This is a genomic window from Streptococcus oralis (assembly GCF_016028255.1).
Classification (GTDB): Bacteria; Bacillota; Bacilli; order Lactobacillales; family Streptococcaceae; genus Streptococcus; species Streptococcus oralis_AC.
The window spans coordinates 1,970,455-1,990,798 of record NZ_CP065707.1; the positions used below are offsets into that span (position 1 = coordinate 1,970,455).

The 20,344-nt window shown below is 42.5% G+C and carries 11 protein-coding genes, 19 tRNA genes, 3 rRNA genes and 1 pseudogene; 3 read left to right on the plus strand and 31 right to left on the minus strand.

Annotation, left to right across the window (positions count from 1 at the left end; all coding sequences use genetic code 11):
• Window positions 1–6 precede the first annotated feature (6 nt).
• From I6G42_RS09635 to I6G42_RS09670, 8 genes are all read right to left on the minus strand, one after another.
• On the minus strand, window positions 7–771 hold the full coding sequence (locus I6G42_RS09635) for a nuclear transport factor 2 family protein (RefSeq protein WP_038804453.1): 765 nt from the start codon (window positions 769–771) through the stop codon (window positions 7–9).
• Window positions 772–774: 3 nt separating this feature from the next.
• A complete protein-coding gene (locus I6G42_RS09640; RefSeq protein WP_038804454.1) occupies window positions 775–1,218 on the minus strand; it encodes a MarR family transcriptional regulator in 444 nt (147 codons plus the stop codon).
• A 143-nt stretch (window positions 1,219–1,361) separates the two neighbouring features.
• Window positions 1,362–2,555, minus strand: coding sequence for an O-antigen ligase family protein (locus I6G42_RS09645; RefSeq protein WP_038804468.1), 1,194 nt, complete (start codon window positions 2,553–2,555; stop codon window positions 1,362–1,364).
• Window positions 2,556–2,687: 132 nt separating this feature from the next.
• Complete coding sequence (gene gtfA, locus I6G42_RS09650) at window positions 2,688–4,130, minus strand: sucrose phosphorylase (protein WP_038804455.1); 1,443 nt, start codon at window positions 4,128–4,130, stop codon at window positions 2,688–2,690.
• Between the two features lie 281 nt (window positions 4,131–4,411).
• A complete protein-coding gene (locus I6G42_RS09655) occupies window positions 4,412–5,245 on the minus strand; it encodes a carbohydrate ABC transporter permease (protein ID WP_038804456.1) in 834 nt (277 codons plus the stop codon).
• A gap of 13 nt (window positions 5,246–5,258) precedes the next feature.
• Window positions 5,259–6,125 (minus strand): carbohydrate ABC transporter permease, encoded by an 867-nt coding sequence (locus tag I6G42_RS09660; RefSeq protein ID WP_038804457.1) that lies wholly within the window; start codon window positions 6,123–6,125, stop codon window positions 5,259–5,261.
• 13 nt (window positions 6,126–6,138) lie between these two features.
• On the minus strand, window positions 6,139–7,398 hold the full coding sequence (locus I6G42_RS09665) for an extracellular solute-binding protein (protein WP_038804458.1): 1,260 nt from the start codon (window positions 7,396–7,398) through the stop codon (window positions 6,139–6,141).
• A gap of 12 nt (window positions 7,399–7,410) precedes the next feature.
• On the minus strand, window positions 7,411–9,573 hold the full coding sequence (locus I6G42_RS09670) for an alpha-galactosidase (RefSeq protein WP_038804459.1): 2,163 nt from the start codon (window positions 9,571–9,573) through the stop codon (window positions 7,411–7,413).
• Between the two features lie 107 nt (window positions 9,574–9,680).
• Here I6G42_RS09670 and I6G42_RS09675 point away from each other — a divergent pair, with 107 nt between their 5' ends.
• Both I6G42_RS09675 and birA read left to right on the plus strand, forming a co-directional pair.
• Window positions 9,681–10,541 (plus strand): AraC family transcriptional regulator, encoded by an 861-nt coding sequence (locus I6G42_RS09675; RefSeq protein WP_038804460.1) that lies wholly within the window; start codon window positions 9,681–9,683, stop codon window positions 10,539–10,541.
• Window positions 10,538–11,476 (plus strand): bifunctional biotin--[acetyl-CoA-carboxylase] ligase/biotin operon repressor BirA, encoded by a 939-nt coding sequence (birA, locus tag I6G42_RS09680; RefSeq protein ID WP_038804462.1) that lies wholly within the window; start codon window positions 10,538–10,540, stop codon window positions 11,474–11,476. Before I6G42_RS09675 ends, birA begins: the two co-directional genes overlap by 4 nt.
• Before the next feature lie 102 nt (window positions 11,477–11,578).
• On the opposite strand, the gene I6G42_RS09685 is transcribed toward birA, so the two are convergent.
• Window positions 11,579–12,283 carry a hypothetical protein gene (locus I6G42_RS09685; RefSeq protein WP_038804463.1) on the minus strand — a complete coding sequence of 235 codons (705 nt, stop codon included), beginning with the start codon at window positions 12,281–12,283 and terminating at the stop codon, window positions 11,579–11,581.
• Window positions 12,284–12,503: 220 nt separating this feature from the next.
• Here I6G42_RS09685 and I6G42_RS09690 point away from each other — a divergent pair.
• Window positions 12,504–13,620, plus strand: a pseudogene (locus I6G42_RS09690) (ISL3 family transposase).
• Window positions 13,621–13,667: 47 nt separating this feature from the next.
• Here the strand turns inward: I6G42_RS09690 and I6G42_RS09695 are convergent.
• From I6G42_RS09695 to I6G42_RS09800, 22 genes are all read right to left on the minus strand, one after another.
• A tRNA-Ser gene (locus tag I6G42_RS09695) sits at window positions 13,668–13,755 on the minus strand.
• Window positions 13,756–13,821: 66 nt separating this feature from the next.
• Window positions 13,822–13,909, minus strand: a tRNA-Ser gene (locus I6G42_RS09700).
• Between the two features lie 6 nt (window positions 13,910–13,915).
• Window positions 13,916–13,989, minus strand: a tRNA-Ile gene (locus I6G42_RS09705).
• Between the two features lie 34 nt (window positions 13,990–14,023).
• A tRNA-Gly gene (locus I6G42_RS09710) sits at window positions 14,024–14,094 on the minus strand.
• A gap of 15 nt (window positions 14,095–14,109) precedes the next feature.
• A tRNA-Phe gene (locus I6G42_RS09715) sits at window positions 14,110–14,182 on the minus strand.
• 3 nt (window positions 14,183–14,185) lie between these two features.
• Window positions 14,186–14,259 (minus strand) — tRNA-Met (locus I6G42_RS09720).
• Window positions 14,260–14,271: 12 nt separating this feature from the next.
• Window positions 14,272–14,361 (minus strand) — tRNA-Ser (locus I6G42_RS09725).
• Window positions 14,362–14,372: 11 nt separating this feature from the next.
• A tRNA-Ile gene (locus I6G42_RS09730) sits at window positions 14,373–14,446 on the minus strand.
• A 13-nt stretch (window positions 14,447–14,459) separates the two neighbouring features.
• A tRNA-Met gene (locus I6G42_RS09735) sits at window positions 14,460–14,533 on the minus strand.
• 5 nt (window positions 14,534–14,538) lie between these two features.
• Window positions 14,539–14,612, minus strand: a tRNA-Pro gene (locus I6G42_RS09740).
• Between the two features lie 16 nt (window positions 14,613–14,628).
• A tRNA-Arg gene (locus I6G42_RS09745) sits at window positions 14,629–14,702 on the minus strand.
• Between the two features lie 11 nt (window positions 14,703–14,713).
• Window positions 14,714–14,799 (minus strand) — tRNA-Leu (locus I6G42_RS09750).
• Between the two features lie 7 nt (window positions 14,800–14,806).
• Window positions 14,807–14,878, minus strand: a tRNA-Gly gene (locus tag I6G42_RS09755).
• 21 nt (window positions 14,879–14,899) lie between these two features.
• Window positions 14,900–14,972 (minus strand) — tRNA-Thr (locus I6G42_RS09760).
• A gap of 12 nt (window positions 14,973–14,984) precedes the next feature.
• Window positions 14,985–15,066 (minus strand) — tRNA-Leu (locus tag I6G42_RS09765).
• 5 nt (window positions 15,067–15,071) lie between these two features.
• Window positions 15,072–15,144, minus strand: a tRNA-Lys gene (locus I6G42_RS09770).
• Window positions 15,145–15,166: 22 nt separating this feature from the next.
• Window positions 15,167–15,239, minus strand: a tRNA-Asp gene (locus I6G42_RS09775).
• Window positions 15,240–15,241: 2 nt separating this feature from the next.
• A tRNA-Val gene (locus I6G42_RS09780) sits at window positions 15,242–15,314 on the minus strand.
• 29 nt (window positions 15,315–15,343) lie between these two features.
• A 5S ribosomal RNA gene (gene rrf, locus I6G42_RS09785) occupies window positions 15,344–15,458 on the minus strand.
• 77 nt (window positions 15,459–15,535) lie between these two features.
• Window positions 15,536–18,439 (minus strand): 23S ribosomal RNA (locus I6G42_RS09790).
• Between the two features lie 122 nt (window positions 18,440–18,561).
• Window positions 18,562–18,634, minus strand: a tRNA-Ala gene (locus I6G42_RS09795).
• A 51-nt stretch (window positions 18,635–18,685) separates the two neighbouring features.
• Window positions 18,686–20,232, minus strand: a 16S ribosomal RNA gene (locus I6G42_RS09800).
• The 16S, 23S and 5S rRNA genes sit together here with 19 tRNA genes alongside, the layout of an rRNA operon.
• Between the last annotated feature and the right edge of the window lie 112 nt (window positions 20,233–20,344).

The following is a 20,344-nucleotide window of genomic DNA, read 5'->3' on the forward strand; positions in this document are numbered from 1 at the left end:
CTCCTTTTAAAACTTTCCTCGGTTGGTCAAGTCTTCTACCTTAGGCATGACTTCTTTATTGTCCCAATGCTCAACAATCAAGCCATTCTCCAAACGGAAGATGTCATACTGGGCATAGGCAACGCCATCAATCTGAGTCTGGCCATAGCTGACCACATAGTTTCCTTGTCCCAAAAGCTGGAAAACAAAGTCGAAAGTAATCTCATGTTCAGCCACATAGTTTTTATAAGCATCACTTCCTTGTCCAATCTCATGATTATGCTGAATCAAATCGTCTGCCACATAATCACTCCACTGCTCCAGCTCCCCATTTTGGAAAATTTCTGTCAAGAAACGACGAACGGTTTTTTTATTTTCTGCCGTTTTGTCCAAATCCTTGATCTCAAAATCACCAAAAATCTGATCTAATTGGCCATTTTCAGGTGTTCGATAGTAGTCAATGACATCCCAATGCTCCACGATGCGTCCATTCTCATCCGCACGGAAAGTATCTGTCGTTACCCATTGAGCTTCCCCGCCATTGAGAAATTGATGGACATGGACAAAGACCAGATTGCCATCCTCAATGGTGCGAACAATCTTCATCTCACGCTCAGGGTGGCGCTCAAAGAAATTTGCAAAGAAAGTCGCAAAACCTTCTTTCCCATCTGGCACACCTGTAGAGTGCTGAATGTAGGTATCTCCTACAGATTGGGCTTGAGCCTCAGCAACGCACCCGTCTTGAATGGCATGAATATATAAATTTTGCGCATTTTGGACTTGTTTTGACATGATTTAAGCCTCTTTTTCTTTCTCTTTCAGATTGGCTAAAATACGTTCCTGATAATTTTCAAACTGGCGAATTTCATCTTCTGAGAAACCTTTGTAAAAAATCGCATCCAACTTTTGACTAATACGATGACCAACTTCTTTCTGGAACCAACCCCGCTCAGTCAATTTGACGTATTTTTTTCGCTTGTCTGAACCACACTGACTAAAGGTCACCAAACCCTGCTCTTCCAACTTTTTCAGCATCGTCGTTAGCGTATTGTTAGTGAGACCAGTCGCCAGCGCAATATCTGTCGCGGTTGCACAGCCAGTTTCACTATTCCATAAAACCGCTAAAATCTTTCCCTGTTCACTCCGATAAAGAGCTTCAGGATCCTGACTCAATAACTTTTGAAAGATCCGCCCATTTAACAAACGAATATGATGGGCAACTAAATGACTATCCTTCATGATTCCTCCAATTTATTTCTATATAGAATTGTTTTTATTGTAACACCTATCGTTCTATCTGTCAACTATTTCGATTTAGAAATAATTTCCACCAACAAAAAAGACCTCCTACCTAAAGTAGAAGATCTCTAATCTTGATCAACTTAATCTGTCATTTCGGACACCAGTGTTCGATGTTCCAGTGGTAGACTGCACATAATTAGCAAGAAGATGAATCCTGACTGAATCCAAAAGAGAGCCAAGTCAAAAATTCCATGTACAGCAACTACTGTAAGGAAGGAGAGATAAAGACCGATAATTGGTCGTTTACCAGACTCCTGACTCATATCCATCATCATGTGAACCGGAATCACCGAAGAAATGGATAGGAGAATGGTTCCAATCAAACCATAACTTAAAATAGTATCGATGTAAAGACTATGCGCGTGTTCGTGGTAAGGTGCATGAATTCTCGGATAGGAATTCATATAGGTCAGCGGACCCTCACCCCAGATCGGATTTTGCTTAAACAAAGTCATACCCGCATTCCAGATTGAAACACGCTCTTCCATTGAAGAATCTAGGGTTCCCATACGGACACCCAAATCGCTTGAGAAGAGGAAACAAAGGCCAATCCCAAAAACTCCAATACTGAGCCAGAAGGCGCGCCAGTTTTTAATGGTTGTAAAGAGATAAATGATGGCACCAGCAATGATGGCAGGAAAGGCTGTTCTATTCTGCGTAAAATTCAAACCAAATAGATTCACAAAACCTGCTAGCACACAAAAGATTTTCAACCATCTCAACTTCGTCGTTGTAAAGAGGTAAAAGGCAATCATGATACAGAAGCAACAAATGATCCCATAGTAGTTAGGATTAAAGAAGGTGACCTCTGCACGGTTCTGGTGCCATACTTGCATATTGGGCGAAAGAAAGGCATAGTTAAATTTCTTTACAATTTGGAAATGCTCCAAGGTAGCAAAAGCCGCAGAGAGCACACTACCAAACAAGATTGTCTGCAGTATCAGTCGAAAGAAAGCATGTGTCAGACGTTTCTGGTAATAACTAAAGAAAACGAGGAAGAGAAACATCAGTAAAGATGCAACCAATCCAAGCCAGTTCTTGGCGACGATAGAGATGATACTACTGTAGGCAATAAAAAAGAGAAGTACAGGATGTTTGGCCAATCCTTTGATAATTCCCTTCATCTCCCCAGTAACAAGTAAACCTATCAAATATAAAGCAAAGAGAGCTAAGAACAAATAAAAAGGTAAAAAGATACTTATGATCATCAAATACAAAAAGAAATCTTTTTTCGAAAGCCCTCTTATCTTATCCAGTAATCCAATTGATTTCAAAACGGATCCTTTCTGTTCTGGATTTCTCCAGAAGATAAATGCTAAACTATCTTTATATTCTACCATTTTTTCCGTCATTTGGGAACAATGAACACGTTTTCGTCACAAAAAAACTCTTTCATTAATATAGCATTAGAACTGAATTTTTCTGCCGTTTTCCACTACTTGATAGGTCTGACTCTGCAAATCAATTTCTGCTACTGCTGTTACGGACTTGTCTTTATTTTGACGTTTGATTACAATGCTATGAGCTGTTGGTGTTTCAACGTCAATAGTCCCTTCTAGGTCAAAGGCCTCTGACCGATTACGGAAAGAAAATAGATTAAGAAGGGCCTTCACCACAGGACGTTGAACTTCTTCTGCTATTTCCTCATTACTATAGTAATGACGATTAATATTTCGACCTTCTTTGGTTTCTTCTAATAATTTCAAGTCATTTTTTCCTGCTAATAGACCCACATAGTAAACCTGAGGAATGCCTGGAGCAAAAGCTTGAATCAGACGAGCGAGGAAGTACTTGATATCATCATCTCCAAGCGCAGAATAATAGGTTGAATTGATTTGGTAGATATCTAGATTGTTATACTCTGCACTGGAGTACTTACGTTTAACATTAGCTCCAACCTTATAGAGCTCATTTGAAGCATAGTCAATTTCCTCATCAGTCAGGATATCCTTGACATCCACCACTCCAATCCCATCATGGGTGTCTAGAGTCGTAAATTGCTTCATCGGGCTCATCTTTAACCACTTAGCCAAGCGCTCTGTTCTGGAACTGTAAAGAGTATAAAGAGTCACCATTGGAAGAGCAAAATCGTAAACATAGTAATCATGGTCCGCTATTTTAAACTGAATCGAATAGTGTTCATGAATCTCAGGTAAGAGCTCTGTCCCATACTCAGCAGCGATATCTCGAACTTTGTCCAATAAATTCCAAATATCTGGTTCCACAAAGAAATCATTGGTATCCAATTTCTTCACTGCATAAGCAAAGGCATCTAGGCGAATCAAATCACACCCGTTACCTGCTAGATGTTGAATCGTCTTACGGATGAATGCCATCGTTACTTCTTTGGTCACATCAAGATCAATCTGCTCTTCACCAAAGGTATTCCACAAATGTTCTACTGAACCATCTGCAAAAAGAATTTCTTGCTTTGGTGCACGATCCTTACGCTTGTAAATTAGGTCTACATCAGCTTGTGTCGGACGATTTTCCGGCCAAAACTTGTCCCAGTTTAAAAAGAGATCTTTGAATTCACTAGCTTCATGTTTTTCTTGATAGTCCTTATAATACTTAGATTGACGAGAAATATGGTTAATCATAAAGTCAAACATAAGATAATATTTCTCACCTAAACGCTTAACATCCTCCCAATCACCAAACGCTGGATCCACTTCATCATAGTCAACTGGTGCAAATCCACGATCTCCTGTTGACGGGAAAAATGGTAGAAGGTGAACTCCCCCAATAGCATCGCCAAAATGTTCTTCCAAATTCTCATACAAGTCTTTAAGGTTATTTCCAAGACTATCTGAGTAAGTAATCAACATGGTTTTATTTTGAATGGTCATAGATGGTCTCCTTTTTCTGATGAAAGCCAAGTCTTATATGACCTGGCTTTGTAAATGAAAGATATTTTTAGATTTTTGTTCAGTACTAATATAGACTGCAAGCAACTAAGTACTACTTTCTTTTTTCTACATAGAATTGTCAATAAGCTGAACTGTTCCTTTGTATCTTAATTGAACACGCCCTAAGCTCTGTGTGAAAAAGATGAATCTTCCAAGAAGCCAAGGCTTCTTATTCAGATTCCCTATTTTCACTGTGAGCTTTTAACGGGCTTTGTATCTTGTTACTTCACTGCCCCGTTACTCATTCCTGAAATGATATGTTTTTGGAAGATGAGGTAGACAATGGTTATCGTTACAATTCCCACAATATAAGATGCAAAACTTGGGCCATAGTCATTGAAGTACTGACCTTGGTAGTTGTATTGGAAGAGAGGTAAAGTCCACATCTTGGAATCCTTATTCAGAATCAAGAGTGGCAACATAAAGTCATTCCAGAACCAGAGAGCATTGATAATCAAAGTTGTCGCATGCATGGGCTTCATCATAGGAAAGATAATCTTAAAATAGGTAGTAAACTTTCCAGCACCGTCAATTTCTGCTGCTTCATCCAGACTGTCTGGAATGGAAATCTTAATGTAGCCTACATAGAGAAAGAGAGTCTGTGGAACAGCGTAAGCCAGATAAAGGATAATTAATCCCCAAGTGTTGGCTAGTCCTAGCTTACTCATCATAACTGTAATAGGAATCATGATAACTTGAAAAGGAACAAAAATCCCTAAAATCAAAAGCGTATACATAATACCAAAAGCTTTTCTCTTAGACATATTACGTGCTATAGAGTAAGCAGCCATGGGGATAAAAATCATGACAACAGCCAAAGATAGAACCGTGATTACAACTGAATTCCAATAGTAGCCTCCGATACCATCAGCCAAAAGGCGTTGAAAATTCTCTAAGGTCGGTTGAGTCGGAAATCCGAAAAAATTATTAACGATGTCTTTGGTAGACTTAAAGGAACTAAATATTGTTGCTAAGAGTGGAATTAAGATGATAATAGATCCCAGTGTTAGCAAGATATATTTACTGAAATTAGCTTTTCTTTCTGCATTTTTCATCAGGTTTCTCCTCTTAGATTTCAAATTTCTTAGATACTCTCAACTGGACAATAGAAATAACCGCAATCAAGAGGAACAAGATAACTGCAATGGCATTGGCATAACCAAATTGATTGCTCTTAAAGGCATAGTTGTATACCAGAAGTCCTAGAGAGGTGGTCGCATTATTCGGACCGCCACCTGTCATGGCAAAAACCTGGTCAAATGCTGTCAAACCACCTTTTAGAGCCAAGATAAAGACCATGGAAACGCTTGGTAGAAGATAAGGAAGTTCCACCTTCCAAAAGATTTGTTTGCTGCTAGCTCCATCAATTCTAGCTGCTTCTGTAATCTCAGTCGGGATAGACTGAAGACCAGCTAAGAAGATGATAATAGGCATGGCTACCCCTTGCCAAAGCAAGACGAAGATTGCTGCAAAGATTGCACCGCCATTCGTTCCTAGAAGGCTGGTTTTAAGAAATTCAATTCCTAAGGAATTCCCTATAGCTGGCAATCCGTAGTTGAAAAGTTGCTTAAAGATGAGAGCCACAGTCAATCCAGATAGGACAGCTGGGAAGAAAAACCAAGCTCGGAAGAAAGTTTTCCCCTTTATCTTCGAGTTGAGAGCTCGGGCTATCCAGATCCCCAGAATAATCTCACCAACCACCATACAAATAGTAATGATCAATGTAAAGCCTATAGCGTTCATAAACTTAGGATCGCTCATGAGGAGCATAAAGTTATTGAGTCCGACAAACTTATAATTATAGGTCAAACCAGTCCAGTTAGTCAGGCTGTAGAAGGCACCTTGAAACATGGGTACATAGAAGAATACAGCCTGTAGTACAAGGGGAACAAGGACAAAGAGCCAGCCCCAATATTTCTCAATCAATTTTTTCATAGTAGATCTACTCCTACTCTACGTCTGCTTTCATCGGATTGAAGAATGCATTTAGTGCTTTCGCCATATCCTCTTTGTTTCCAGTTGTAATATAGTTCCCAGTCAAGGTATAAAAATCACTTTCACTGGTCCAGTCTTGAGCTAGCCAAACGAGATGTCGATCTGTAAATGCTAGTTCAGCAAGACCAGCTAGCGGTGCATCTGACCCAGCTTCCTTGACACCTTCAATAGCTGTTGGTGAGCCGTCCACATCATAATATTTCTGCATAACTTCTGGACGTGACATATATTCAACAAAAGCATTGGCTTCTTTCTTGTGCTTACTACTTGACGAGATAGACCAAGATAGGTCTCCTGCTCCAATGGTCAAGCTTTGTCCTTTTTGCTTTCCAGGGAAAGGGAACGTTCCAACATTAAACTTAGGGTCTTGCGCATTGATTGCTGTGATAGCCCAAGAACCATTTGGAGTCATCAGGGCATCGCCTCTAGCGAAGGCACCGACAACGTCAGTATAGCCTGCTCCTTGCCAGTTGGTTTGCATGGAACCTTTTTTGCGGAATAAATCTAACAGCCTGAAATCATCTTTAAGCACTGAATCTGAAGACTTTATGGCATTTGGCTTGGAAAAACGTAGGTAATCATTCGCTTCCTTACCGCCACCTGTAGAAGTGGCAAGAGCTAACTGATGATAACCATTCAAGGTCCAAGTATCTGCTCCTGCAATGGCAAAAGGTGTTTCCCCTTTTGCTATAATCGTATCAACTAATTCCTCAAATTCCTCCCAAGTCTCTGGAACTTTCAATCCCAGTTCTTTAAATTTATCCTTGTTGTAATAGATACCATAAGCATTAGCAGTATAAGGGATATTGTAAATCTTTCCATCTATCGCATATTTATCTGCGTAATGATTCTTAACTCTCTTAAGATAGTCTTTATTAGATAAATCTTCAAAGTATCCAGCTTTAGCCCATTCTTGTAATTCAATAGACTGGGGATAGATATTAACAACATCAGGAATATCTCCAGCCAGAACGCGAGTTTTGAGTACTTCCCCAGCGTTAGGGACATTCACTACTTTAATATGCACATTCGGATTTTCTTTTTCAAAGTCTTTGGCAATCTCACGAAGGGTATCAACCATTTCACCCTTCTGATTGAAATATTCAATCGTTACCTTGCCATCAGTTGACTCTTCTTGACTACTACAAGCTGACAGCCCCAAAAGGCAGAGTCCTGTAGCAGCAATTAAGCTCATCTTGTTATACCATCTCATGATTTTATCTCCTTATCTTCTAATGAAATGTAACTGCCTGCTGAGATAATCTCCCTGCGGAAGCTCCATAGTAATACCCGCATACATGAGTTCTGCACCTGAGTAAACTACACCATTTTCCTGTAATTCATACCGTCCCTCTTCATCCAAATCTTTTAACTTTAAAGTTGTTTCCATTGTTTCCACAACTGATAGGACTCGGACGTAGGTTACAATCGTTTGATTTCCATAGTTAAATTGTACAGCTGCTTCATTGGATTCAGCATCGGGATTGATTAACCTATACTGGTTTCCCAACTGGACTACTGGCCGCACTTCTTTATACAAGTTCACCTGATTAGCAATCTCAGACTTCTCTTCATCTGATAAACTTGTCAAATCAAGCTCATAACCCAGATTTCCCATCATTGCCACATGACCACGAGTTTCCAATGGTGTCATTCGTCCCATCTGATGATTTGGTACTGCTGACACATGAGCCCCCATAGAAATGGTTGGATAGAGATAGGATGAACCGTATTGAATTGGTAAACGTGCTATGGCATCAGTATTATCACTAGCCCAGACTTGTGGGAAATAACGCATCATACCAAGATCATTTCGTCCACCACCACCAGAGCAGGACTCAAAGAGAATATGGCCGTGCTTCTCTGTAAGATAAGAAACAAGTTCGTAAAGCCCTAACATATACTGATGAGACTGCATCTGGGTATCCAAGTAGGCTGAACCATTCCCCAGATTAGTAATATTACGATTCATATCCCATTTGATGTAGTCAATCTTATGATGAGAGAGGAGTTCATCTAAAACATTTTTCAGATATTCTACTACCTGAGGATTGGCAAGATTAAGTACTAATTGATTTCGAGAATAGGTATGCTCATAACCTGGAACCTGAATAGCCCAGTCAGGATGTTTGCGATACAAATCGCTATCTACAGAAATCATTTCAGGTTCTAACCAAAGCCCAAACTGCAAACCTCTTTCATGGATCGCTGAAATCAGACTTTCAAGGCTTCCACCCAGTTTTTTCTCATTCACAACCCAATCACCTAAAGCCCGATTATCATCAAAGCGATTACCAAACCACCCATCATCTAATACAAAAAGTTCAATTCCAACTTTCTTAGCTTCATCTGCCAATTCTAATAGTTTTTCTCTCTGAAAGTCAAAGTAAGTAGCTTCCCAGTTATTAATTAGAATTGGACGCTCTTTTTTAGAAAACTGACTTGGCATAATGTGCTTAAGTACAAAATTCTGACTTTCATGACTAATACCAGTTAATCCCTTGTCTGAATAGGTCACTAAAGCTACCGGTGTTTCAAAGTTTTCCTTAGGATTTAACTTCCAAGAAAAGTTTTCTGGATTAATGCCAATCGACACCCGAACTTCATTCAATTGATTCTTTTGAACAAAAGCTTCAAAGTTTCCACTATACAGTAGTTGCAGAGCAAACACATTCCCATCATCCTCTGTGACTCCTTGATCACATAATAGAAGAGCTGGTGTTTGAGCATGACCAGAAGCACCACGGTTCGAACTAATTGAAAAGATTCCTTGTTCTACCTGTTGACGTCGAACAGTCTTTTCACGAGCATAAGCACCCTGCAGAGTTACAATTTCGTAAGCCGCAGCGGGAAAATCAGCCATAAAAGAAAAGTTCTTGTGGATGACAACTTCCTGATTGCTATTATTCTCCAATTTGCTGTAACTAGCAATTGTCGCATCATTATCAAAAGCTGTATAATACAAAGTCAGACTAAGTTTAGCTTGAGGATCTTTTAAAATCAAGACAAGAGTCTCTGTACCATCCATGCTGTGAGGAGAAGGTAAGCCCTGTGGACCATTCTGACCTTTTAAAATCTTTGCTTCTACAAATCGAAAGTCTGTTACTTCAGTTGCGTCATGTTGAACCTGTAAAGTTGGTCTTCTAAAATCACCTAAGCCATGTTGTCCAAAAATCTGACGTTGCGTATCCAAACTAAAGGTTCGATTAGTAGCTATTGGATTACCAGAAAAAGCATGATCGCGTTCATAAACACTATTAGAACCTCTATAGTCCTTAATAGTCTTTCCTAAATGTTTTAATAATAAGAACCCATCCCTATTTTCAATAATCAAACTTAGACCTTTACTCTCAACGTAAAATAGATTATTCTCTATTCGAACTCCCATATATTTCACCTCTTCGATTTCTTGATAAAATTTTATCAAATAAAAGCGCTTTCTAAAATAGAGAAATGTCTACAAAGTATGGTAAAATGTTAGGTAGGAGGTGGCACATGCTCGTTTTTTCAGAATACCAGACTGGAACAATTGATCTTTCTCTTAGCTTTTACGGTTATGAAGAATGTACGCCTAACTACTCTTTTGGCCCAGCTATTCGAGATACCTATGTACTACATTACATTACTAAAGGAAAAGGTCAATTCCATTATAAGGGTAAAATTGTTGATTTAAAGGCAGGAGATTTCTTTTTACTAAAACCAGATGAATTAACCTTCTATCAAGCAGATAGCCAGAATCCTTGGGCTTACTACTGGTTAGGGATTACTGGAGGGAGGGCACCTGACTATTTTGCTCTGTCTCAAATTTCTGATCAATCCTACCTCATCCAGTCAAAAAACTGTCATACACAGACAACTGCAAAACTCATTGAAAATATTGTCCGTTTTGCTCAGGTAACAAAATCAAACGAACTAGCACAACTCCATATCATGGGGCAACTTCATGAATTGATGTTTCATTTAGGAACGATTGCTCCTAATCAGAAAAAAAAGAATATTTCATCAACCCACCAACTCTATCTTGACTGCAAACGATTGATAGATAGTCACTATCCACAATCGCTCACCATTCAAGATTTAGCTAAAGAGCTATCGGTTCATAGAAGTTACTTAACTAGTGTGTTTAAAGAATTTCACCAACTCTCTCCAAAAGAGTATCTACTCTACGTTCGGATGCATCGTGCACAACAACTTCTGGAACATACTGAAGAATCTATTAAAGTCATTGCATACTCCGTGGGTTTCTCAGATCCACTACATTTTTCAAAAGCCTACAAGCAGTTTTTTCAAAAAACACCGAGTCAAACTCGAAAAGAACTCTCTCACTCCCTCTTAGCTAGAAAGGAAAATCAATGAAATCACACCAACTAGTCTACCAAATATTAGCTAGAGAAAACGACTATGTTAGCGGAGAAAAAATTGCAGAAGAACTGTCGTTAAGTCGTACATCCATATGGAAGGCAATTCAACGCCTCCAACAAGAAGGGCTCGTGATTGACAGTATTAAAAATAAAGGTTACAAACTTATTCAAGGCGATTTGATCCTACCTGATTTGATTCAAGAGAAAACCAACTTAAGCATTCTCTACAAGCCTGAGACCAAATCAACCCAAACAGATGCAAAAGAAGGTATTGAAGGTGGAAGCCTGGGAAATAGTCTCTATCTTTCCACATGTCAAACAGCAGGTCGTGGCCGCTTTCAGCGCCCTTACTACTCTCCTGCTCAGGGAGGTATTTATATGTCATTACATATTCAGCCAAATCTCACCTATGACCAGCTTCCTGCCTACACATTACTTACAGCAGGTGCCATTTACAAAGCCATTAAAAACCTCACCTTGATTGACGTGGGTATCAAATGGGTAAATGATATCTACTTTAAAAATAAAAAAATAGCAGGTATCCTCACCGAAGCCATGACGTCCGTGGAAACAGGTCTAGTAACAGATGTCATTATCGGCGTTGGAATCAACTTTGCCATCAGCGATTTTCCCAAAGAGATAAAAGAAAAAGCTGGAAGTCTCTTTATACCACCAGCTCCTATCACACGAAACGAACTAATCTCAGAAATTTGGCGTTGTTTCTACCAAACAGCACCCGAAGAACTACTCTATCTTTATAAAGAACACTCTCTTGTTCTAGGAAGAGAGGTCAGTTTTATCCAAGAACAGACTGAAAAAAAAGGAGTCGCCAAGGACATCTCCGACAAAGGACAACTCCTTATCCAGCTTGATGACCAGACAGAAATCTGGCTCAATAGTGGTGAAATCTCACTCACTAGCTGGACTTAATAACAGCACTATATGGTGTCTAGAACCTCAACTAGTAACATATAGTGCTTTTTGAATATAGAAAGTAACAGATATATAAATAGCTGGCTTCCTGTCAACAATTTACAGGTGGATAGCTTTTGAGGCATGCTTTTTATATGCCGTGCTATGTGCCAAAGAAACCCCATAGCAGTGATTTTCGTGTCCAAGCATGACCAATGGAAGTGCAAAAACTTTAACAGCATACAAAAGCAGCCAAAACATAAAGACTTCAGCTTTTATATTCACCAAATTTTTACTAAACATCTCGTACAAGAAGCATGCATTTAAAGCCATATTGAAGAGACTTGCTAACGTTGCTGAGACTATATTAGTTTTCAATTTTGGATGATAACATTTAGCCACATATAAGGCCAATAATGAAATATTATAAAGGCAAACCGGTTGATAATTTTCTCTATAAATAACCAGCGTCTTACGATTATAGAACAGGAAACCATGAGGTCCACGATGATATTCATTTATCCAGACATGGCTAAGACCTCTAATCTCATCCCAAGCTATAAATAAATCAATTTTTCTTAGATAAATCCCAGTTTTATGGATTAAACACTTCCATTTGAACATGAAAGATAGAAGAAAAGTAAGGAGCAAAACCACAACTGTAACAACCTTCAACTCCTCTTGTCCGATAGTCAAAGATAGGTTAAAAAAGCAAATTTGCGCTTTTTTTGCATCTAAGATCATTGAAATCACAGTTAGAAATACTACAAAGATAAATAGTATAAATCTATAAAAAATACTATGAAATTTTACTCCATTTTTCATCTCGATTAACCCCAGCCACTTAAAGGCCCTAACCTTAGTATACCACTAAATCTAGTCTATTTATGATTTTTTCTAGTATGAAAGTTACAGAAACAGCATTAGATAATAAAGCTCTATAATTCTGTAGTGAGTAAAACCACTATGGAGATTATGGAGCCTAGAAAAAAGTCCCAAAAGATCTATAATGAAAAGCGACCAAACCATCATTAGAAAGAATCTTATGGAACTATTGCATTTTATCACAAAACTACTTGATATTAAAGACCCTAACATCAAGAGTGTAGATATTATCAATATGGATCCCCCAACAGGAAATCACTGAAGAAATATGATTTTCAAAAAAATCTAAAATCCCTTATCTAGAAGGTGCGAGATACAAAAGGCTGATTCGATTGAGAAAACGGTGTTTTCGCTGTAAAGTCCGTGGAAAAATGGCTGTCGCAGAGACTCCCTTAGTCAAGAAAAACCACCAAATCGCTCAAAAATTAGTCGAGAAAGTCCCTATAACAGCCATCGCTGAAAGCTTGACTATCTCCACTTCCACCGTCATTCGTAAACTGAAAGAGTTTAAATTCAAGACAGATTTATCTTCCAACTCACATGTCTTGGGATAAATACAGCTTCAAGAAAGGCAAGATGAGCTTCATTGCACAAGATTTTGATTCAAATAAGATCCTAGCTATCTTAGACGGACGGACTCAAGCAACGATTCGCAATCATTTCCTTCGTTATTCTAGACAGGTCCGAAATGGAATGAAAGTCATTACAATGGACATGTTTAGCTCCTATTACGACATCGCTAAGAAACTCTTTCCTTCTGCTAAAATCATCCTCGATTGCTTTCACATTGTACAAAATCTCGGCCGTGCTATGAGCTGCCTTCGCATCCAAATCATGAATCAGTTTGATAGGAGATCGCACGAATATAAGGCAATCAAACGCTACTGGAAACTCATCCAACAGGAGAGTCGGAAACTAAGTCATAAACGCTTTTATCGCCAGACCTGAAAAAACACTATAATCTCTATCAGCTCTTGCTTTTTAACTTTCAGAACAAGGAGGCAGAGAATTTTTTCGAACTCATTGAAAATAATCTCAAGCTGGTTCATCCTCTTTTTCAGACTGTCTTTAAAACCTTCCTCAAGGATAAAGTGAAGATTGTCAACGCCCTTCAGTTACCTTATTCCAACGCAAAATTGGAAGCGACTAATAATCTCATTAAACTCATCAAACGAAATGCCTTTGGTTTTCGGAACTTTGAAAACTTCAAAAAAAGGATTTTCATCGCTCTCAACATCAAAAAAGAAAGGACGAAATTCGTCCTTTCTCGATCTTAGCTTTTCTTCAACCCACTAGAGTTGATAAAGATTCTCAAATTGTATCACGGAGAATGGGGGATTCGAACCCCCGCGCCAGTTACCCGACCTAACGATTTAGCAAACCGTCCTCTTCAGCCTCTTGAGTAATTCTCCAAAATATTTAATTAATAGGTATAAGTTGATTTAAACTCCTACACTCGCTTTATAGCTCTCTGTATACGGAGAATGGGGGATTCGAACCCCCGCGCCAGTTACCCGACCTAACGATTTAGCAAACCGTCCTCTTCAGCCTCTTGAGTAATTCTCCTATTAATGGGCACGAGTGGACTCGAACCACCGACCTCACGCTTATCAGGCGTGCGCTCTAACCACCTGAGCTACGCGCCCAAGTTAAAAACTTGGTAATTTGAACAAAGTTCAAAGCGGGTGACGAGAATCGAACTCGCGACAACAGCTTGGAAGGCTGTAGTTTTACCACTAAACTACACCCGCATAACCATTATAAAATGGCGCGAGACGGAATCGAACCGCCGACACATGGAGCTTCAATCCATTGCTCTACCAACTGAGCTACCGAGCCAAATTGCGGGAGCAGGATTTGAACCTACGACCTTCGGGTTATGAGCCCGACGAGCTACCGAGCTGCTCCATCCCGCGTTAATAATAAAAAGGAGGATGTGGGATTCGAACCCACGCACGCTTTTACACGCCTGACGGTTTTCAAGACCGTTCCCTTCAGCCAGACTTGGGTAATCCTCCAAAATATACAATGGACCTTGTAGGACTTGAACCTACGACCACTCGGTTATGAGCCGAGAGCTCTAACCAGCTGAGCTAAAGGTCCAACAAGATCTTTATAGCGGCGAAGGGGATCGAACCCCCGACCTCCCGGGTATGAACCGGACGCTCTAGCCAGCTGAGCTACACCGCCATCAATCGGGAAGACAGGATTCGAACCTGCGACACCTTGGTCCCAAACCAAGTACTCTACCAAGCTGAGCTACTTCCCGAGTTAAATAGAAAAAATGCACCCTAGAGGATTCGAACCTCTAACCGCCTGATTCGTAGTCAGGTACTCTATCCAGTTGAGCTAAGGGTGCTCATTATTATATGCCGAGGACCGGGATCGAACCGGTACGATCGTTTCCAATCGCAGGATTTTAAGTCCTGTGCGTCTGCCAGTTCCGCCACCCCGGCCTCTCTAAGCGAACGACGGGATTCGAACCCGCGACCCCCACCTTGGCAAGGTGGTGTTCTACCACTGAACTACGTTCGCATCGACCTCTTCTAGTTCTAATGCCGGCTACATGACTTGAACACGCGACCCTCTGATTACAAATCAGATGCTCTACCAACTGAGCTAAGCCGGCTAATTTCTACTATGCGGGTTAAGGGACTTGAACCCCCACGCCGTTAAGCGCCAGATCCTAAATCTGGTGCGTCTGCCAATTCCGCCAAACCCGCAAATATGACCCGTACTGGGCTCGAACCAGTGACCCATTGATTAAAAGTCAATTGCTCTACCAACTGAGCTAACGAGTCTAAAATAACTTCCGTTATCTTACGGTCCCGACGGGAATCGAACCCGCGATCTTCGCCGTGACAGGGCGACGTGATAACCGCTACACTACGGGACCTATGGGAGTTAACGGGATCGAACCGCTGACCCTCTGCTTGTAAGGCAGATGCTCTCCCAGCTGAGCTAAACTCCCAAAAAGGAAGCCTCTAAACTTCCTATTCTGCTAAGCGACTTCCATATCTCACAGGGGCAACCCCCAACTACTTCCGGCGTTCTAGGGCTTAACTGCTGTGTTCGGCATGGGTACAGGTGTATCTCCTAGGCTATCGTCACTTAACTCTGAGTAATACCTACTCAAAATTGAATATCTATCAAATAATTAGAAAAACCATACGCTAAGTTTTCTCAGTTACTTTGGATAAGTCCTCGAGCTATTAGTATTAGTCCGCTACATGTGTCACCACACTTCCACTTCTAACCTATCTACCTGATCATCTCTCAGGGCTCTTACTGATATAAAATCATGGGAAATCTCATCTTGAGGTGGGTTTCACACTTAGATGCTTTCAGCGTTTATCCCTTCCCTACATAGCTACCCAGCGATGCCTTTGGCAAGACAACTGGTACACCAGCGGTAAGTCCACTCTGGTCCTCTCGTACTAGGAGCAGATCCTCTCAAATTTCCTACGCCCGCGACGGATAGGGACCGAACTGTCTCACGACGTTCTGAACCCAGCTCGCGTGCCGCTTTAATGGGCGAACAGCCCAACCCTTGGGACCGACTACAGCCCCAGGATGCGACGAGCCGACATCGAGGTGCCAAACCTCCCCGTCGATGTGAACTCTTGGGGGAGATAAGCCTGTTATCCCCAGGGTAGCTTTTATCCGTTGAGCGATGGCCCTTCCATGCGGAACCACCGGATCACTAAGCCCGACTTTCGTCCCTGCTCGAGTTGTAGCTCTCGCAGTCAAGCTCCCTTATACCTTTACACTCTGCGAATGATTTCCAACCATTCTGAGGGAACCTTTGGGCGCCTCCGTTACCTTTTAGGAGGCGACCGCCCCAGTCAAACTGCCCGTCAGACACTGTCTCCGATAGGGATAACCTATCCGGGTTAGAGTGGCCATAACACAAGGGTAGTATCCCAACAACGTCTCCTTCGAAACTGGCGTCCCGATCTCATAGACTCCTACCTATCCTGTACATGTGGTACAGACACTCAATATCAAACTGCAGTAAAGCTCCATGGGGTCTTTCCGTCCTGTCGCGGGTAACCTGCATCTTCACAGGTACTAAAATTTCACCGAGTCTCTCGTTGAGACAGTGCCCAAATCATTACGCCTTTCGTGCGGGTCGGAACTTACCCGACAAGGAATTTCGCTACCTTAGGACCGTTATAGTTACGGCCGCCGTTTACTGGGGCTTCAATTCATACCTTCGCGTTACCGCTAAGCACTCCTCTTAACCTTCCAGCACCGGGCAGGCGTCACCCCCTATACATCATCTTACGATTTAGCAGAGAGCTGTGTTTTTGATAAACAGTTGCTTGGGCCTATTCACTGCGGCTGACGTAAAGTCAGCACCCCTTCTCCCGAAGTTACGGGGTCATTTTGCCGAGTTCCTTAACGAGAGTTCTCTCGCTCACCTGAGGCTACTCGCCTCGACTACCTGTGTCGGTTTGCGGTACGGGTAGAGTATGTTTAAACGCTAGAAGCTTTTCTTGGCAGTGTGACGTCACTAACTTCGCTACTAAACTTCGCTCCCCATCACAGCTCAATGTTATAGATATAAGCATTTGACTCATATCACACCTCACTGCTTAGACAGACACTTCCAATCGTCTGCTTTAGTTAGCCTACTGCGTCCCTCCATCACTACATACTCTAGTACAGGAATATCAACCTGTTGTCCATCGGATACACCTTTCGGTCTCTCCTTAGGTCCCGACTAACCCAGGGCGGACGAGCCTTCCCCTGGAAACCTTAGTCTTACGGTGGACAGGATTCTCACCTGTCTTTCGCTACTCATACCGGCATTCTCACTTCTATGCGTTCCAGCACTCCTCACGGTATACCTTCATCACACATAGAACGCTCTCCTACCATACCTATAAAGGTATCCACAGCTTCGGTAAATTGTTTTAGCCCCGGTACATTTTCGGCGCAGGGTCACTCGACTAGTGAGCTATTACGCACTCTTTGAATGAATAGCTGCTTCTAAGCTAACATCCTAGTTGTCTGTGCAACCCCACATCCTTTTCCACTTAACAATTATTTTGGGACCTTAGCTGGTGGTCTGGGCTGTTTCCCTTTCGACTACGGATCTTAGCACTCGCAGTCTGACTGCCGACCATAATTCTTTGGCATTCGGAGTTTATCTGAGATTGGTAATCCGGGATGGACCCCTCACCCAAACAGTGCTCTACCTCCAAGAATCTCTAATGTCGACGCTAGCCCTAAAGCTATTTCGGAGAGAACCAGCTATCTCCAAGTTCGTTTGGAATTTCTCCGCTACCCACAAGTCATCCAAGCACTTTTCAACGTGCCCTGGTTCGGTCCTCCAGTGCGTCTTACCGCACCTTCAACCTGCTCATGGGTAGGTCACATGGTTTCGGGTCTACGACATGATACTAATGCGCCCTATTCAGACTCGGTTTCCCTGCGGCTCCGTCTCTTCAACTTAACCTCGCATCATATCGTAACTCGCCGGTTCATTCTACAAAAGGCACGCTCTCACCCATTAACGGGCTCGAACTTGTTGTAGGCACACGGTTTCAGGTTCTATTTCACTCCCCTCCCGGGGTGCTTTTCACCTTTCCCTCACGGTACTGGTTCACTATCGGTCACTAGGGAGTATTTAGGGTTGGGAGATGGTCCTCCCAGATTCCGACGGGATTTCTCGTGTCCCGCCGTACTCAGGATACTGCTAGGTACAAAGACTATTTTAAATACGAGGCTGTTACTCTCTTTGGCTGATCTTCCCAAATCATTCTTCTATAATCTTTGAGTCCACATTGCAGTCCTACAACCCCGAAGAGTAAACTCTTCGGTTTGCCCTCCTGCCGTTTCGCTCGCCGCTACTAAGGCAATCGCTTTTGCTTTCTCTTCCTGCAGCTACTTAGATGTTTCAGTTCACTGCGTCTTCCTCCTCACATCCTTAACAGATATGGGTAACAGGTAGTACCTGTTGGGTTCCCCCATTCGGAAATCCCTGGATCATCGCTTACTTACAGCTACCCAAGGCATATCGTCGTTTGTCACGTCCTTCTTCGGCTCCTAGTGCCAAGGCATCCACCGTGCGCCCTTATTAACTTAACCTTATTTTCTGACCTTTCAGTCAGTAACTCTTTTAATACTACAGCGTTTCGGTTTATTTTCTTGTTACTATTTGATATAGATATTCAATTTTCAATGTGCATTACTTGGTGATCTCTCACCAATGGAGCCTAGCGGGATCGAACCGCTGACCTCCTGCGTGCAAAGCAGGCGCTCTCCCAGCTGAGCTAAGGCCCCACAAGACCTCTCAAGACTAAACAAGACCAATGCGCAGTTCCTTATCCTTAGAAAGGAGGTGATCCAGCCGCACCTTCCGATACGGCTACCTTGTTACGACTTCACCCCAATCATCTATCCCACCTTAGGCGGCTGGCTCCTAAAAGGTTACCTCACCGACTTCGGGTGTTACAAACTCTCGTGGTGTGACGGGCGGTGTGTACAAGGCCCGGGAACGTATTCACCGCGGCGTGCTGATCCGCGATTACTAGCGATTCCGACTTCATGTAGGCGAGTTGCAGCCTACAATCCGAACTGAGACTGGCTTTAAGAGATTAGCTTGCCGTCACCGGCTTGCGACTCGTTGTACCAGCCATTGTAGCACGTGTGTAGCCCAGGTCATAAGGGGCATGATGATTTGACGTCATCCCCACCTTCCTCCGGTTTATTACCGGCAGTCTCGCTAGAGTGCCCAACTGAATGATGGCAACTAACAATAGGGGTTGCGCTCGTTGCGGGACTTAACCCAACATCTCACGACACGAGCTGACGACAACCATGCACCACCTGTCACCTCTGTCCCGAAGGAAAGCTCTATCTCTAGAGCGGTCAGAGGGATGTCAAGACCTGGTAAGGTTCTTCGCGTTGCTTCGAATTAAACCACATGCTCCACCGCTTGTGCGGGCCCCCGTCAATTCCTTTGAGTTTCAACCTTGCGGTCGTACTCCCCAGGCGGAGTGCTTAATGCGTTAGCTGCGGCACTAAACCCCGGAAAGGGTCTAACACCTAGCACTCATCGTTTACGGCGTGGACTACCAGGGTATCTAATCCTGTTTGCTCCCCACGCTTTCGAGCCTCAGCGTCAGTTACAAGCCAGAGAGCCGCTTTCGCCACCGGTGTTCCTCCATATATCTACGCATTTCACCGCTACACATGGAATTCCACTCTCCCCTCTTGCACTCAAGTTAAACAGTTTCCAAAGCGTACTATGGTTAAGCCACAGCCTTTAACTTCAGACTTATCTAACCGCCTGCGCTCGCTTTACGCCCAATAAATCCGGACAACGCTCGGGACCTACGTATTACCGCGGCTGCTGGCACGTAGTTAGCCGTCCCTTTCTGGTAAGATACCGTCACAGTGTGAACTTTCCACTCTCACACTCGTTCTTCTCTTACAACAGAGCTTTACGATCCGAAAACCTTCTTCACTCACGCGGCGTTGCTCGGTCAGACTTCCGTCCATTGCCGAAGATTCCCTACTGCTGCCTCCCGTAGGAGTCTGGGCCGTGTCTCAGTCCCAGTGTGGCCGATCACCCTCTCAGGTCGGCTATGTATCGTCGCCTTGGTGAGCCGTTACCCCACCAACTAGCTAATACAACGCAGGTCCATCTGGTAGTGGTGCAATTGCACCTTTCAAACAGTTATCATGCAATAACTGCTATTATGCGGTATTAGCTATCGTTTCCAATAGTTATCCCCCGCTACCAGGCAGGTTACCTACGCGTTACTCACCCGTTCGCAACTCATCCGGAGAAGCAAGCTCCTCCTTCAGCGTTCTACTTGCATGTATTAGGCACGCCGCCAGCGTTCGTCCTGAGCCAGGATCAAACTCTCATTAAAAGTTTGAGTTCTCACTCATTTCTGTCACTGACAGATTTATTGTTTTTTTCATTGTTCAGTACTATAACCTTTGTTATAGTGCCCTGCACATTGGTTCGTCTTGTTCAGTTTT